The organism is Fructobacillus sp. ChS1-6f1-1-27, from assembly GCF_059579415.1.
Window position 1 is genome coordinate 46,511 of sequence record NZ_JCAOER010000003.1, and the last position, 15,556, is coordinate 62,066.

Annotated in this window: 12 protein-coding genes; 5 read left to right on the forward strand and 7 right to left on the reverse strand. The window is 49.5% G+C overall.

Translation table 11 applies throughout. The features are described from left to right. Nucleotides 1–892, forward strand: an 892-nt coding sequence (locus AC5162_RS02440; protein ID WP_496533658.1) for a DUF1542 domain-containing protein, incomplete at its 5' end; no start/stop codon positions are given. A gap of 603 nt (nucleotides 893–1,495) precedes the next feature. Here AC5162_RS02440 and folP read toward each other — a convergent pair. Next, complete coding sequence (gene folP, locus AC5162_RS02445) at nucleotides 1,496–2,596, reverse strand: dihydropteroate synthase (protein ID WP_496533659.1); 1,101 nt, start codon at nucleotides 2,594–2,596, stop codon at nucleotides 1,496–1,498. Between the two features lie 128 nt (nucleotides 2,597–2,724). Between folP and folB the strand changes: the two genes are divergently transcribed. Genes folB through AC5162_RS02465 form a run of 4 tightly spaced genes read left to right on the forward strand, consistent with a single transcriptional unit; the run spans nucleotide 2,725 to nucleotide 5,713 of the window. Next, a complete protein-coding gene (gene folB / locus AC5162_RS02450) occupies nucleotides 2,725–3,081 on the forward strand; it encodes a dihydroneopterin aldolase (RefSeq protein WP_496533660.1) in 357 nt (118 codons plus the stop codon). Between the two features lie 9 nt (nucleotides 3,082–3,090). Continuing rightward, nucleotides 3,091–3,684 carry a 2-amino-4-hydroxy-6-hydroxymethyldihydropteridine diphosphokinase gene (gene folK, locus AC5162_RS02455; RefSeq protein WP_496533661.1) on the forward strand — a complete coding sequence of 198 codons (594 nt, stop codon included), beginning with the start codon at nucleotides 3,091–3,093 and terminating at the stop codon, nucleotides 3,682–3,684. A gap of 15 nt (nucleotides 3,685–3,699) precedes the next feature. Next, a complete protein-coding gene (folE, locus tag AC5162_RS02460; protein ID WP_496533662.1) occupies nucleotides 3,700–4,266 on the forward strand; it encodes a GTP cyclohydrolase I FolE in 567 nt (188 codons plus the stop codon). A 4-nt stretch (nucleotides 4,267–4,270) separates the two neighbouring features. Continuing rightward, nucleotides 4,271–5,713 carry a bifunctional folylpolyglutamate synthase/dihydrofolate synthase gene (locus tag AC5162_RS02465; protein ID WP_496533663.1) on the forward strand — a complete coding sequence of 481 codons (1,443 nt, stop codon included), beginning with the start codon at nucleotides 4,271–4,273 and terminating at the stop codon, nucleotides 5,711–5,713. A 76-nt stretch (nucleotides 5,714–5,789) separates the two neighbouring features. On the opposite strand, the gene AC5162_RS02470 is transcribed toward AC5162_RS02465, so the two are convergent. The 6 genes from AC5162_RS02470 to argJ all read right to left on the reverse strand — a co-directional run bounded on the left by AC5162_RS02470 (nucleotide 5,790) and on the right by argJ (nucleotide 15,464). Beyond that, nucleotides 5,790–6,617, reverse strand: a complete 828-nt coding sequence (locus AC5162_RS02470) for an undecaprenyl-diphosphate phosphatase (protein WP_496533664.1) — start codon at nucleotides 6,615–6,617, stop codon at nucleotides 5,790–5,792. A 1,232-nt stretch (nucleotides 6,618–7,849) separates the two neighbouring features. Continuing rightward, nucleotides 7,850–11,134, reverse strand: coding sequence for a carbamoyl-phosphate synthase large subunit (carB, locus tag AC5162_RS02475; RefSeq protein ID WP_496533665.1), 3,285 nt, complete (start codon nucleotides 11,132–11,134; stop codon nucleotides 7,850–7,852). Beyond that, nucleotides 11,109–12,314 (reverse strand): carbamoyl phosphate synthase small subunit, encoded by a 1,206-nt coding sequence (locus AC5162_RS02480; RefSeq protein WP_496533666.1) that lies wholly within the window; start codon nucleotides 12,312–12,314, stop codon nucleotides 11,109–11,111. Before AC5162_RS02480 ends, carB begins: the two co-directional genes overlap by 26 nt. Nucleotides 12,315–12,353: 39 nt before the next feature. Beyond that, nucleotides 12,354–13,496, reverse strand: coding sequence for an acetylornithine transaminase (argD, locus tag AC5162_RS02485; RefSeq protein WP_496533667.1), 1,143 nt, complete (start codon nucleotides 13,494–13,496; stop codon nucleotides 12,354–12,356). Nucleotides 13,497–13,518: 22 nt separating this feature from the next. Continuing rightward, the gene (argB, locus tag AC5162_RS02490) at nucleotides 13,519–14,277 is read right to left on the reverse strand and encodes an acetylglutamate kinase (protein ID WP_496533668.1); all 759 of its coding nucleotides are present in this window, start codon (nucleotides 14,275–14,277) and stop codon (nucleotides 13,519–13,521) included. A gap of 2 nt (nucleotides 14,278–14,279) precedes the next feature. After that, a complete protein-coding gene (gene argJ / locus AC5162_RS02495; protein ID WP_496533669.1) occupies nucleotides 14,280–15,464 on the reverse strand; it encodes a bifunctional glutamate N-acetyltransferase/amino-acid acetyltransferase ArgJ in 1,185 nt (394 codons plus the stop codon). Nucleotides 15,465–15,556 lie beyond the last annotated feature (92 nt).

Here is a 15,556-nt window from a genome sequence, read left to right on the forward strand (position 1 = left end):
CACGACAGTTGCTGACCAGCAAAGCGCTGCTAGCAAGTCAATCGATGATGAAGCAAGTGCTACTAAGACAAAGATTGCTGCTGATCCTACCTTAACGGCTGCTGAAAAGCAGGCTCAAGAAGCTAAAGTTGATAGTGAGGCTGCTGCAGCTAAGAACGCAGTTTCAGCAGCAACTTCTGCTGACGGCGTTGCCAGGGCTTTGTCCGATGGGAAGACGTCAATTGATAACCAGCATGTAACCGGAAAGCCATTGACTGACCAGAAGTCCTCTGCGAAGACGGCTATCGATGGCGCAACGGCCGATGCCATCAAGGCCATTAACAATGCAACTAATTTGACGGCTGCTGAAAAGCAGGCTGCAATTGCTAAGTTAAACGATGAAGCCAATCGCATTAAGGCAAATATTGATTCCGCTGCAGATATTGACAGCGTTACTAAGATTCAAACCGATGGTGCTAGCGAACTAAATAACTCCGTTAAGAACTCAGTTCGGGATGCGGCTATTACGTCAATCGAGCAGACAGTGAATGACTACAAGGCTAAGATTAACGCCATGCCAAACCTAACAGCTGCTCAACGGCAGAGTGCCTTAGACCAGCTGAACCGTGACGCCGCCGCTGCTATCGAAGCCATTCAGGCTGGGGGAGACCCAGTTCAAATCCAAGTTGCCTTAATCGCTGGTTACGAACAACTTAAGGCTGACCTTCAGGTTGCTCAAAAATTGAATGATAGCCAAGAGCCAACCCCTGTCCTACCTGTAACTGGTGATCCAGCTTTGCCAATGACGGCTAAAAAACAAGCTAACCGTCAGATGGGCATTGAAACAGTCTTGATGTCTGCAATGTTGCTGACAACAGCTGCTTGGTTCGAACTAAAGAAGTCAAAGAAGTAATGACTCAATGATTTGATAAATTAAAAACACCAAGTCTACTACCATTGAAAATCTTGTTAATTTTCAAAGTGGTGGTGAACTTGGTGTTTTTGATTGGGCAAACAAAAAAACCATCAAATCGCATGACTGGATTTGATGGTTTACACAACCATTAAAGGATGTGGTGCCAATGTTTTGACAAACATTGGCAGCTTCTCTTTTTGGAAAGGGAAACTGAGTGATATCCATTTTGGATGTTGTTCTTTCATTCTTGCACTGTCTAAAAGAAATTTTAGAAATTGCTTTAATGATGGTTGCGCTATCTTCTAGAAGATAATGTAACAAAAAACCATCAAATCGCATGACTGGATTTGATGGTTCAACACCATTAAAGGACAGCTACCGTTTCTAACGGTTCCACCCAAGGGAGTCGTAGCACCAACTACGGCTCTCTTTTTCTATCGTTATTATAACACGAAATTTCACTCTGGAAGGCCAAACGGGGATGTTAGACAATGTGTTAGTTAATTGTCTAACAGCAGACCCTCAGTTACACCTAAAGGCATCCAAGTCCGGCCCTTAACAAGCCCAAATCTCGAATAAAGCAATTCCGATTCAAAATCCTTACTGGGCCAGCGAATTAAAGACGTCAATCAATAATTTTGTCTCTTCAATATTGTGAACCCGGACCAAGCGGCCACCGTTCATCACCATGTTGTACTCAACCAGTAAGCTGGACATCACCCGGTCACCCAACTTGCGGCCGTAAAGGGTGCCCATGAAGCTTTTATTTGACACACCCACCAGGATTGGCAGCCTCATCTCGGCCAAGTCGCGGACCGCTTGCATCTTGATCACATCTTCAGCAGCAATCTCTTCTTTGGTAATGCCCTCGTAGCGCGAAGTGAAGCCAACACCGGGGTCAAGGATGATGTTTTTATCTTGCAAGCCCCGTTGCTTCAAACCGGTGACCTGGGCTTCCATGTAGTCCAAGAGTTCCTGGCGCAAGTTGACCGTCTGCTTGTTGCGGTTGTTGTAAGTTGTCAAAACGGCGGGCTGGTACCGGCTGACTAGGTCCCACATCTCGGGCGTCTCGAATCCGTCGATGGTGTTGATGACCTGCACGCCACCGTCAAGTGCCCGCTCAACGGTGATTGGGTTGTTCGAGTCAATCGAGAGGATAATGTCAGGAAAGGCCTTTTTTATCTCTGATAAATACGGCGCAATTCGGCTCCATTCTTCTTCAGCACCCATCTCGGGGGCCTTGGGGTTGGTTGACTTGCCACCAATGTCAAAAAACTTCACGCCGAGCGCCGCCTGGGCCTCAATCCGGCCGAGGTATTCTGTTAAGTTGTGGTCCTTGCCGTCATAAAACGACTCGGGCGAGAGGTTCATGATCGAGTGAATCATCGGCTCGTCCGTTAGGTCAAACCGAGTTCCCTCGGCCTCGAACACGACCTGATTGTTTTCGTAAATGATCAACAGCGCATTTGCTAGGTCCTGGTTTACCAGCCCCATCGTCTGAGCCGCCTTCTTGATTTCTCGGTGGGTCAAAGCAAGAACCAGCACGCCGCCTTCTTTCACCATTGCCCGTAAGCTCAGGCTCTGCAGGCTGGCCACAGCTTGCTGCAAAACAGTAGTAGCTAAACCAGCCACCTCAACCTGTAGCCGGCTACCCTCAATCAGTGGGTTAAAATCAGCTTGGTTTACTTGGGTAATTTGCATTGTTTCTCCTCAATCCGCTCCAGTTATTTGCCGGCGGATAATGTATAATAGTAGTTACAACCTTTCTCTTATAATATCATCAAAAATGATTTTAAAGTACGGATTTTAGGGAGATTTACGAGGAAAATATGCTGACCATTAAGTTAAATAACATGAAATTCCATTCTTACATCGGCGTCTATGCCGAGGAAAAAAAGATTGGTCAAAGTCTTGAAATTGACCTCCTGGTGCAAATGAAGTCCGACCGGGCCCGGTATTCTGATGACCTAACTGATACGGTCAGCTACGGTGACATCTACCGGACGGTCGCCGCTGTTGTGGCTGAGAGCAAAGTTGACCTCGTCGAAAAGCTCGGTCAACAAGTTCTCGATGCCGTTTCTGCCAAATACGGGTCTGAAATTGCCAAGCAAACTATCTCCCTCCGGAAACTTGGCACACCAATCAACGGGGTTTTTGACAACGTTGAAATTACCTTGACGGACTAAGGGGCGACCATGATTACTTACCTTAGTATCGGGTCTAACCTGAATGACCGGTTGAAGGCCTTACAAATGGCGGTTGATCAGCTCAACCAACCGGGCAAAATTTCAGTCCAGGCGGTGTCAAAGGTCTACCAGACCAGCCCAGTTGGTGGCGTTCCCCAAGACGATTTTTACAACATTGCCGTCCGGTTAGACACTAGCTTGGGCGCCTATGACTTACTTGACGCCCTCCATGAAATCGAGCAAAACCTCCACCGGGTCCGCCAAATTCACTGGGGACCCCGGACAATTGACTTAGACATTCTTTATTACGGCGACCAGACCTTTGATGATGACCGCTTGGTTGTGCCACACAAGGAAATGTATAACCGTAAGTTTGTCCTAGTACCGTTGCTGGACGTTTATGTCGAGAATGGGGCTGAATTTGCCACAGAAGGGCAGCAAGGAGGGGCAGGTTCAGAGCAGGGGCGAAACTTAAATCAAGGGTTCGACTCTCGCCGGCCGCACCAAACAGACCCCCGCTTCCAACAAATTAGCCAAGCCATTACCCAGATTGGCCCTGACCAAGCAATCGAGCCAATTGAACCAAGAATTACCATTAGATAAGAAAGTGTCAGAACCATGGATAGTAAAAACCAAGCAATTATTGAAGAATCCGTCCGCAATATTTTAAAGGCAGTCGGGGAAGACGTTAACCGTGAGGGTCTGATTGAAACGCCGAAGCGGGTGGCCAAGATGTATGCTGAAGTTTTTTCATCAATTGACGAAGACTTCACCAACTTTACCGTTTTTGACTCAACCGAAGACGATGTTGACAACGAAATCATTACGGTTAAGAAAATCCCATTTTACTCGATGTGTGAGCACCACTTACTCCCATTTTTCGGTGAAGTTTCCTTGGCTTATATTCCCAATAACGGAAAAATTGTTGGCCTCAGCAAGGTGCCCCGTTTAATTGGCCACGTGGCGAAGAAGCCAAATGTGCAAGAACGTTTGACCAGCGAAGTTGCCAAGAAGTTAGACGAGTTAATTCAACCGAAGGGCATCGCCATTGTTGTCCGGGCCCGCCACATGTGCATGGAAATGCGTGGGGTCAAATCGGTCGGGAATGTGACCGAAACGACTTACTACACCGGTGAATTCAAGGGCGACTTGCAAAAGCAAAGTTTGTTCTTGCAACAGGCCTAGTCCTATGAGTCAGTTAGAAAAAGAGCTCTCATATAAAGAAGCCAAGCAAATTTTGGCCAATATCAAAACGGGGATGAAGTATGACGACGGGACTGACCGGATTGCCTTTTTGCGTGGGATTATTGGCAAATTAGGTTTCGACCGCCTTGACCAAACCACCATTATCCGGGTGGCCGGGACGAACGGAAAGGGGTCAACCGCGACAATGGTCAGCCAGGTCCTAACCGAAGCCGGCCTGCAAGTTGGCCAGTTTAACAGCCCGTACTTACTTGACCTCCGTGAAGAAATCTCGCTGGATAATCAGATGATTGGCCAACGGGACTTTGCTCTAGCCTTGGAAAAGTTGCTCGAAGTTTTGAAGACTCTCAAACTCGAACTAGGCCGTGATATCTCCGAGTTTGAAACGACCTTTTTGATTGCGATGACCTTCTTTATTACTAAGAAGCCGGACGTTATTATCTTGGAAGCTGGACTTGGTGGCAAGCTTGACGCCACGAATGCCATTCCACGGTCCGATTATGCCATCTTTACCAAAATTGGCATGGACCACATGGCCATCTTGGGTGATACGATTGAAAAGATTGCCAAAACCAAGGTCAAGATGACCCGGCCAAAGGAAATAATGGTGGTTGCCCCTAACCAGCGTGATGAAGTCAAAGCCATTATCAAAGCCCGGGCTGCTAAGAAAGAAAACCAGGTCATTTGGGCGGACCAGGTCAAGGTTGACCTGGTTGATGGTCGACCATACCAAGTAGACAACCAAGGACCAGCAACCGGCAATTCAGCCGGGTCTACTCCAACGACTGCCGATTATGACAAAAAAACGACCACTTTGGCCAAGTCAGTTGACCTAACCATTGGTGGTCAAAGCCTGAAAGATATTACCTTGAACCTCCAGGGGGCCTATCAAATCGAAAACCTCCGGACCGTCCTCGCCTTTGGCCTGGCCTGGAATACCAAGCCGGGGCAAAAGCCGATTATCCGCCAGCAAGCTCTCGAACAGGGGATTGCCAACGCCCGGATTGCCGGTCGCTTTCAGTACTTAGCACCAGAACCTCGGCCGGTGATTGTTGACGGGGCCCACAACCAGGATGCGGTTCAATCGCTAATTCAAACCGTTAAACAGGACTTTGCCGGCCGGCGGAAGGTTATCATCGTTGGTTTCTTAGCCGATAAGGACACACTGTCGTGCGTCCAGGACCTTTGCGACTTGGAGGACACTGACTTTATCGTCACCACCCCTGATAACCAGGCCCGTCAGCTAGAAGCTGATGACCTCTACCAGGAGTTTTTGAAGTTCACCACGCCAGACCGGGTCGTGGCGGTTGCCAACCCTAAGTGGGCCTACAACTATGCCAAGTCCCAGTATGACCAGGCGGGGGATGTTATCATTGCCACCGGGTCATTTTACTTGGTCAAGGAAATTATCAAGGCGGCCCAGGGTTAAAATCGTCTCTTTACCAAATAAAAATAACCACAAAAAAACCGGCGTTCTCGCCGGTTTTTCATTTGCTATCAATTGCTTAGAATTTTAGGAACATCAGTCCAAAGACAATCAGTCCCAAGATAATTCGGTACCAACCGAATGGTTTGAAGTCGTGGGTCTGCACGAACTGCAACAACCACTTGATGGCGATGTAGGCGATGATAAATGAAACCAAAGTTCCAGTGATCAAGATGGCCCATTGTTCACCGTTAAAAGTGTTGCCATCAGCCAGGTACTTACCAATCTTCAAGATTGAGACCCCAAACATCGTTGGGATGGCCAAGAAGAATGAGAATTCAGTCGCAACGTAACGGCTGGCACCCAAGATAACGGCTCCCAGGATTGTCGCCCCTGAACGTGACGTTCCAGGAACAATTGACAAGGCTTGGAACAAACCGATGTAAAAGGCGGTGTTGAAACCAATTGAACCCAAAGTTGTCAACTTAGGTGACCGGTCACGGAACATATTTTCAATGATGATAAACAAGATACCGTAGATGATCAAAGTACTTGCGACTACCGCTGGGGTGTGCAAGTGCTTGTCCATCCAGCTGTTCAAAGGCAAGCCGATGATGATTGATGGCAAGCAGGCCACTAAGACCTTCCACCACAATGTCCAAGTATCAGACTTTTCTTGGCTGGTTTTCTTACCAGAGAAGGGGTTCAGCTTTGAGAAGTACAAGATGACCACGGCCATGATGGCTCCCAGCTGGATAACGTATTCAAACATCGACATGAAGTCGGCGTTTTGGTTGATTTTAACGAATTGACTAGCAAGGTCAATGTGGCCAGTCGAACTGATTGGCAGGAATTCAGAGATTCCTTCCACCACTCCGATAATGGCAGCGCGTAGAATGTCTATCATTTTTTCTCCTATGAATGATGTCAAATAAAACCGCGTCAAGCACAGAGGTGTTTGGCACTGGTCGGTGACAAGTTCCACCGGCTCGTTCAAATGAAGTCGTCAGTGCAGCGACTATTCCGCACAAAGGGCTTAGACAATCACCACCAAAAGTGTACCATATTTTTTCAAATCGGCGACATTTGGGAGTTTAAGAAAGGTTAAATATTAGTTGTTAGGTGTTTAAAAGTGCAAAGAAAAACCATCAAGTTCGTTAGCAAGGCCTTGATGGTCTAAAAAACCAAAGGACAACCACCGTTTTAAACGGGTTCCACCCAAGGAGGTTGTAGTTGGAGCTACAACCTCCTTTTTCTATATTGTAGCATGGGATTTTTGGCTTTAGAACAGGCCAGAGAGATGTTATACAATCCCCATATTCTTTGTCTGGATGAACCATGCTATATTAAATTTAAGTGGAATACGATTATGATGGTTTGGCTGTCCTTTCAAGATTGAAAGGAGGTGGTGCCTATGTTTTGAATAACATATGGTGGCTCTTCTTTTCAGAAAGGAGAGCTGAATGATATCCTATTTGGATATTATTTTTGCATTACTGCACCTTCTAAAAGAAATTTTAGAAATTACGGTAATCTGTATTGCACTATTTTCTAGAAAATAGTGCAAAGAAAAACCATCAAGTTCGTTAGCAAGGCCTTGATGGTTTGAAAAAAACCAAAGGACAGCCACCGTTTTAAACGGGTTCCACCCAAGGAGGTTGTAGTTGCCACTACAACCTCCTTTTTCTATATTATAGCATGTAATTTTGGGTATGGAAGTTCGCTCGAATATCTTATACATTCATTGGTATTTTTATATAAAAAGTTTGGTGTAAAGCAAAAGCCTCAAACTTCGCTCCCCCGAAGTTTGAGGCCTTTACTTTCGAGTCAGAGAATCCGTGTGGGATACTAACAAGAAAAGGGAGGTGCTACAGTGTAGCGCATAGGGGAAGGCGGCTGCGTCTTCCGCCTTCCTAAAGCCACTATAACAGTTTTTATTCGCGCTGGGAACACTCTTAAAAGATGTTATAACACTAGTAAATCTTTTGTCTTATAACTCAAAATCTCGCTCTTAAAACAATACAAAAGTACCACTAACTTTCTCACATTTTTCGCTTAAAAATGCTACTAGTTACAAAAAACCGGCCATCCAATTTCAGTGTTTCCACCTTAGTTGAACCAGCCGGTTTTTTATTTTTCTTACAGTTCTGCTAGTTCAATTGGGGCCAACTCTGCCGGCCTAGCTGACAGAGAGTCAGCCAGAGCCTGCAAGGTTGCTACCGCAGTATAAACAGGAACCTTTTGTTTTAGCAGTGACGCCCGTAAATGTTCATCGGCCAGGTTAGCCACATTATCAAAAAGCAGGTCAACCTGACGATCACCATCAGCTAATAAGTCATCAACTTCAACCTGGTTTTCCCCAGCGACCATTAGGCCGGCAGAGGCCAAGCAGATGCTCACCTCAGGGGTAGCTAGAATATCAAAGCCATTGTCAGTCAGCCGCCCAAGCACCGGTGCCAATTCTGCTAACTCTTCTTTAGCAAAGTTGACAAAAATCTTGGCTTTAGATTTAGCAGGAATAGCGGGGCTTTCAGTGCTATTAGCTTGCTGGGAACCCCAAACATCAGTCCCTTCCGGCACCAATCCCGCCGCCATTAAAGCCTTGGACAAGGCCGCCGGGTAGGTAGGAGCCGACCCCATCACTTCCCCTGTTGACTTCATTTCTGGGCTGAGCAGGGTGTCAACGCCTGGTAGCTTGTTAAAACTAAAGACCGGCGCCTTGACTGAGATAAAGGGCGATACTTCCTGCAAGCCACTTTGCCAGCCAGCTACTGCTAATTTTTCTCCCAAGATTGTCTGAGTTGCCAATTCGGCCATGCTGGTCTTGGTTACCTTTGACAAAAACGGTACCGTCCGTGACGCTCGCGGGTTAACTTCAATGACATAGGCAACTTCGTCATGGATGACAAATTGGATGTTCATTAGGCCAACAACATTCAAGGCCTTTCCTAGTTTCAACGAAGCCGAGGTAATCTGGTCAATCACGGAAACGGACAAATGCTGAGGTGGGTAAACCGAAACTGAGTCACCCGAATGGATGCCGGCCGGTTCGATGTGTTCCAAAATTCCTGGAATTACGACCGTGTCCCCGTCAGCGATGATATCGACTTCCGCCTCGGAACCAACTAAGTAGGAGTCAATTAAGACCGGGTGGTCTGGCGAAACCGAGACGGCTTCTTTCATATAAGTAACCAATTCGGCCTCGTTCCAGACGATTTCCATCGCCCGACCGCCCAAGACGTAAGAAGGCCGGACCAAGACGGGGTAGCCCAGGTCATTGGCCACCGTGACCGCCTGGTCAACGGTTGTCGCCGTTGCCCCATTTGGTTGCGGCAAGTCTAAGTCCTTAATGACCTGGTTAAAGAGGTCCCGGTCCTCGCCACGGTTAATATCTTCGACTGTTGTTCCCAAGACTTTGACGCCATTTGCTTCTAATCCCGCTGCCAAATTAATCGCCGTTTGGCCGCCGAACTGCAAGACAACGCCGATTGGCTTTTCCAAGTCAACAATGTTCAACACGTCCTCTAGGGTTAACGGCTCAAAGTATAATTTGTCAGAGATCGAGAAGTCAGTCGAAACGGTTTCGGGGTTGGAGTTAACCATAATCGCTTCAAAGCCAGCCTGTTGGATGGCCTTGATTGAATGAACGGTCGAGTAGTCGAACTCGACCCCTTGGCCAATCCGGATTGGCCCCGAACCGACCACCAAAACAGACGGTTGGTCGGAAACCACCGATTCGTTGACACCAGAATAAGAGCTGTAAAAGTAGGGCGTCTTCGACTCGAACTCACCGGCAACCGTGTCGACCATCTGGTAGGCGGGGATGATGCCCGCTTCTTTCCGGAAGGCCCGGACTTGGCTCTCGACCAGTCCATAGGCACTGGCCAAAATAGCATCACTCACGCCGGCCTCTTTGGCCGCCCGGATTGCTGTGACGTCCATCCCAAGCGAACTGGCCGGACTTTGATCAGCCTCAATTTCGGCAACACCAGTCGCGCCATCGCCGCCTAAATCCCTAAGTAATTGAACTAAATCACTGAATTTGTATAAGAAAAAGGGTGAAACCTTGGTCAATTGGTGGACTTCATCAACTGTCAAATCTCGCTTTAACAACTCCAAGGTTTCCCATAACCGCTGGTCAGTCGCCTGCCCAACAGCTGTCACTAAGTCATCAGTCGAAACGTCTGCCAGACTGGGGTCAAAGACCGAATTTAACCCGTTTTCCAACGACCGGACTGCCTTTAACAAGGATTCTTCAAAGGTCCGGCCGATTGCCATCACTTCTCCGGTTGCTTTCATTTGCGTCCCTAATGACCGGTCCGCCTGGGCGAACTTGTCAAAGGGGAGGCGGGGTAGCTTGGTTACGACGTAGTCCAAGGCCGGCTCGAAGTCGGCCCAGGTCGTTTGGGTAACCGGGTTCTTGATTTCATCCAAGGTCAAGCCCACTGCAATCTTAGCGGCTAACTTGGCAATCGGGTACCCGGTTGCTTTGGAAGCCAGGGCCGATGACCGCGATACCCGCGGATTGACTTCAATGATGTAGTACTGGCCAGACGCTTGGTCCAAAGCCATTTGCACGTTACACCCGCCCTCGATTTTCAAAGCCCGAATGATGGCCAAAGCCGCATCACGCATTCTTTGAAAGTCGCGGTCTGACAGCGTTTGAGTTGGAGAAACCACCATGGAATCGCCGGTGTGCACGCCAACTGGGTCGATGTTTTCCATCGAGGCCACGATTAAAGCGTTGTCGGCGGAGTCGCGCATGACCTCGAACTCGATTTCCCGAAAACCGGCAATCGACTGCTCCACTAAGACCTGGCCGACGGGTGACAAATCCAACCCCCGGCCGCCAATCTCAGTCAGCTCACTCTTTGAATGCGCAAAACCACCGCCGGTCCCGCCCATGGTATAGGCGGGCCGGATAATCACGGGAAAGCCAACCTGGTCGACAAAAGCTTCCGCTTCTGCCAAAGTCGTGACCGTTAATGACGCCGGCACCGGCTGACCAATTTTGACCATCAGTTCCTTAAAGAGCTCCCGGTCCTCGGCCTCTTCAATCGCTGACAATTTGGTACCCAAAAGGGCCACCCCGTTTTCGGACAAAATCCCGGCTTCCGCCAAGTCCTTGGTTAAATTCAAAGCAATCTGTCCACCCAAAGTTGGCAACAAGGCATCCGGTTTTTCCTTTGCAATAATCTGCTTTAAAGAAGGAACCGTCAAAGGTTCCAAGTAGACCTGGTCGGCAATGTCTTCATCGGTCATGATGGTGGCCGGGTTGGAGTTGACCAAGACCACCTCAAAGCCTTCTTCCTTCAAGGCTAGGCAAGCCTGCGAGCCTGAGTAGTCGAACTCGGCCGCCTGGCCGATGATAATTGGGCCAGACCCGATCACTAAAATCTTATGAATATGCTGGTTCTTGGGCATCGGTGGCTCCTTTCAAGCAAGTTTTTAAAAAGTCGTCAAATAAATATTCGGCATCATGCGGCCCTGGACAAGCATCCGGGTGGAACTGGACGGAAAAGGCCGGCAAGGTTTGGTGCTTGACACCCTCAACTACGTGGTCGTTAATTTCTTCATGGGTAATCACCAAGTCCGTACCTGCCAGAGAGCCCCGGTCGACCGCATAGCCGTGGTTTTGCGAGGTGAAGTCGTTGCGGTCTTGGTTAGCACCAGCACCGATACTTGCAACCGCATGGTTAAAGCCCCGGTGGCCAAACTTCATCTTATAAGTCGATGCCCCATTGGCCCGGGCAAAGAGCTGGTGACCCAGGCAAATGCCAAAGATTGGGAACTTTTCCTGCAAGTCCTTGATAACCGGTAGGGCCTTGTCGTACTTGCTAGGGTTGCCTGGCCCATTCGACAGGACAATCCCGTCCGGCTGGTCAGCTGCCACCATCGCCGCCGTGACAGTTTCCCCGTCGTAGACCTTGACCACGGCCCCGCGCTTTTCCAAAGCAGTGATAATCGAATTCTTAATCCCAAAGTCTAAGACGGCCACCTTTGGCCGACCTGGGGCACTGTCAAAATCAGTACCAGCCAAACCATCAATGCCATCCACTTCAGTCACACCACCAACACCAGTTACACCAGCCTCAGGCCAGTCCGCACCCGTATGCCAGTCACCGCCGGCCCGGTTTGCGACCTTAGCTTCCAAAACTTTTTGGTAGTCCGTGGCAAAAGTGGTCTGAATCTTGTCCCAATTAAGCTCTGAGACAATCACCGCTGGCATCGACCCTTCTTCTCGAATTTCTTGGGTCAAGGCCCGGGTATCAATGCCCGTTAAGCCCACCAAGTCCACCGATTCGGCGTACTCGGCTAAAGTCTGCGTCATCCGGTAGTCAGTCGGGTGGGTGGCCAGCTGGTGGACCAAGATCGCATCAACAGCGGGGGCCAAACTTTCAGAGTCCTCGTCGTTAATGCCATAGTTACCAATCAGCGGGTAGGTGAAGGCCATCGACTGGCCGTAGTAACTCGGGTCCGTAATCGTTTCCTGGTAGCCAACCATCCCGGTTGAAAAGACAATTTCAGTATAAATGTCCTTAGTCGACCCGAAGGCCTGGCCCGGGTAAACGGACCCATTTTTCAAAACAAGGTAACGGTCCATGTCACTTTTCCTCCTATCTTATTAGCTGAATCGACCGATTCAGGCACTCAGTTCTTCAATCACTGTCTTAATTTTTTGAACACCAGTGGCCAATTGGTCTTGGTTAATGACCAACGGTGGCAAGAGTCGCAAGGTGTTGGCCCGAGCGGATAATGTCAAAACCCCAGCCCGGTGTAACAACGAGATCACGTGACCAACTGGAACGGATTCGTCCAAGTGGATGCCGACCATCAACCCCTTGCCAGTAATGGCTTTGACCGCTGGTAAATGAGACAATTCCTCATCCATTGTTTGGAAGAGCCAGTCGCCCTTGGCGCGGACACCCGCCAAAAATTCCGGTGACAGCAAGTCCAAGACCTCCTTGGCCGCACTCATCACCACCTGGTTGCCGCCAAAGGTCGTCCCATGGTCCCCCGGGATAAAGTGCTCTGCCACGGATTGCTTGGCTAACATCGCCCCGACCGGGAGGCCGTTGGCCAACCCTTTAGCAGAAGTGATAATATCAGGGGCCAGTCCAAAGGCTTCAAAGGCAAACTTATAGCCAGTCCGGCCCATCCCAGATTGGACTTCGTCAACCACAAACAACGCCCCGGTTTGCTGGCACTTGGCCTGAACAGCCTGCAACCAGTCTGTATCACCAACGTTAATCCCGCCTTCACCCTGGATAACTTCTAAGAAAACGGCCGCCGTCTGAGTCGTAATCTGGTCCAAACTGGCAAAGTCGTTGTAGGCCAGTAACTTGGTGTCTGGCATCAACGGCTGGAAACCTTCCTTGATACCTTGGTAGCCGGTGACTGCCAAAGACCCGGTCGTCCGACCGTGAAAGCCATAGTCAAAGGCAATGATTTCTTGCTTCTGGGTCGCCTTGTGGGCCAGCTTGATGGCCGCCTCGTTGGCCTCGGTCCCGGAATTGCAGAAGAAAGCCTGGTAGCCTTCGGGCGCTAATTTTTCAGCGACCTCCTCGGCCAGGTGGTTGGCATAGAGGTTGGAGGTGTGCCAAATCTGCTGGAGCTGGCCCTCGACGGCTGCTTGGATTTGCGGCTGGTGGTAGCCGAAGTTGCAGACCCCGATTCCTGCGGTTAGGTCTAAGTAGGTCTTGTCCTTTTGGTCTGTTAAATAGACCCCGTCCCCGTTAACAATTTCCATCGGAAACTGGCTGTATGTGTTCATCGTTTTTGACATGTAAAAATCTCCTTCTTGCTTGCTAAATCGTTATCCTAGTGCCGGGCTCCCCCAAGTCGTTAGTGACCACTACTGCTTGAACACCCTGGTTTAAGGCGGCCAGGCAAGCCTGGACCTTGGCCACCATCCCGCCAGTGACTGCACCAGAGGCAACCAGGGACTGAACTGACTCAGTGTCCAAGTCCGCCACAATTTGACCGTCAACTAGGATACCCGGGACATCGGTTAATAGAATTAATTGGTCAGCGGCTGCTGCTGTTGCCAGGGCCTGGACGGCTTCATCGGCATTGACGTTGAGGTCTTGGCCGGCAGGGCCCTTGGCAAAGGAATCCATTAGGATGACCTGGCCCTGACCTGCGCCCGACGCTGACTCAGACCTACTACCTGTCACCGTTGCCAACCGGTCTAAGTCCACTGCCACTACTCGACCCACCTGACCAAAGCGGTCAACGTCTAAGTAGTCCGCTTGAAAGATAGCGGGGTGGTCCTGGTTCCAGGCTAGGACTGGCACACCATTGGCCTTAAATAAGCTAGCCAAGTAGGGCTGGACGACTGACCGGACGACTGCTTTGGAAACCAGGAGTTGGTCCTTTGGGGTCACCCGGGTCCCGTCAATTTTTTGCGGGACTTGGCCGAAAAATTCGGTTGCCTGGGAAATTAAACCGCCGCCACCGTGGACAACCACGACGGTTTGGCCACCTTTTACCCAGGCACTAACCTGGTCAAAAAAACTCTGATTTAAGTCCTTAATGGCGTTTCCGCCAATTTTAATCACGATCATGACTAACCCTCGTAGGCGGCATTGATTTCAACGTATTGGTAGGTGAGGTCACAACCCCAGGCCACCCCGGTTGCTGCGCCAACGCCCAGGTCAACCTGGATTTGAATTTGGTCGGCTCCTAGAACTGCGGCTAGTTGGTCCTGGTCGACTAACTGAGTTTGACTGTCTTCAATGATGGTAAGCTCGCCGAGCTTAATCATAACCTTGGCCGGGTTAACCTTGGCTTGGGTTTGGCCGATGGCTTGGACAATCCGCCCCCAGTTGTTTTCTTCACCGAAGAGCATTGCCTTAATTAGGTTCGAGCCAACAATTGCCCGAGCCACCTGGTTGGCTTCGACTTGGTTAGCAGCGCCAGTAACCTTGGCTTCGACAAACTTATTTGACCCTTCACCGTCCTTGGCAACCATCTTGGCCAAGTTCACCAAAACTTGGTGGAGGCCATCTTGGAAGACTTTCAAGTCAGCTTGACCAGCTAGCAATTCTTCGTTGCCGGCCTGGCCGTTGGCCATGACGAGCACCATGTCGTTGGTCGACATGCAACCATCAACCGTAATTTGGTTAAAGGAGGATTGGATGCTGTCCTTTAACAAGTCTTGTAAGAGGGGCCCGTCAATCTTGGCGTCGGTAGCGACAAAGCCTAAGGTCGTTCCCATGTTGGGGTGGATCATCCCGGACCCTTTGGCAATTCCGGTGATCGTGACAACTTGACCACCAATTTTGACTTGCACGGTGGTCTTCTTTGAAATGCTGTCAGTCGTTAAGATGGCTTCGGGAATATCTGATGCGGGGGCCAGGGTTAACTGGTTAACGCCTTTTTGATAAACGTCCATATCCAGTTGTTTCCCGATGACACCAGTCGAGGCGACCCCAACTAAGTTATGGGGAAGGCCGAGCTTATCAGCGGCTAAGGCCTGCGACTTGGCGACATTGGCTAGCCCTTCTTCGCCGGTGAAGGAGTTGGCGTTACCAGAATTAATGATGATGGCTTGGAGGGCCTGTTGGTCTTGGATGACCGACTTGGTGTATTGGACTGGCGCAGCCTGGAATTGGTTTTTGGTGTAGACCCCGGCCGCGGCGGCAGGGACATCTGAGACTAGCCAGGCCATGTCGAGTTTGTCGTTATCTTTAAAACCGGCGTGGGTGGTCCCGGATTGGAAACCTTTTGGCCAGGTGAATGATGTTGTCATAATTGGACTCCTTTTTGGCATAAATAGCGGGTAAATTTGGTATAAATGGTGGATAAAAGTGAAAAAAAGCAAAAAAATAAAAAGGGTTAAAA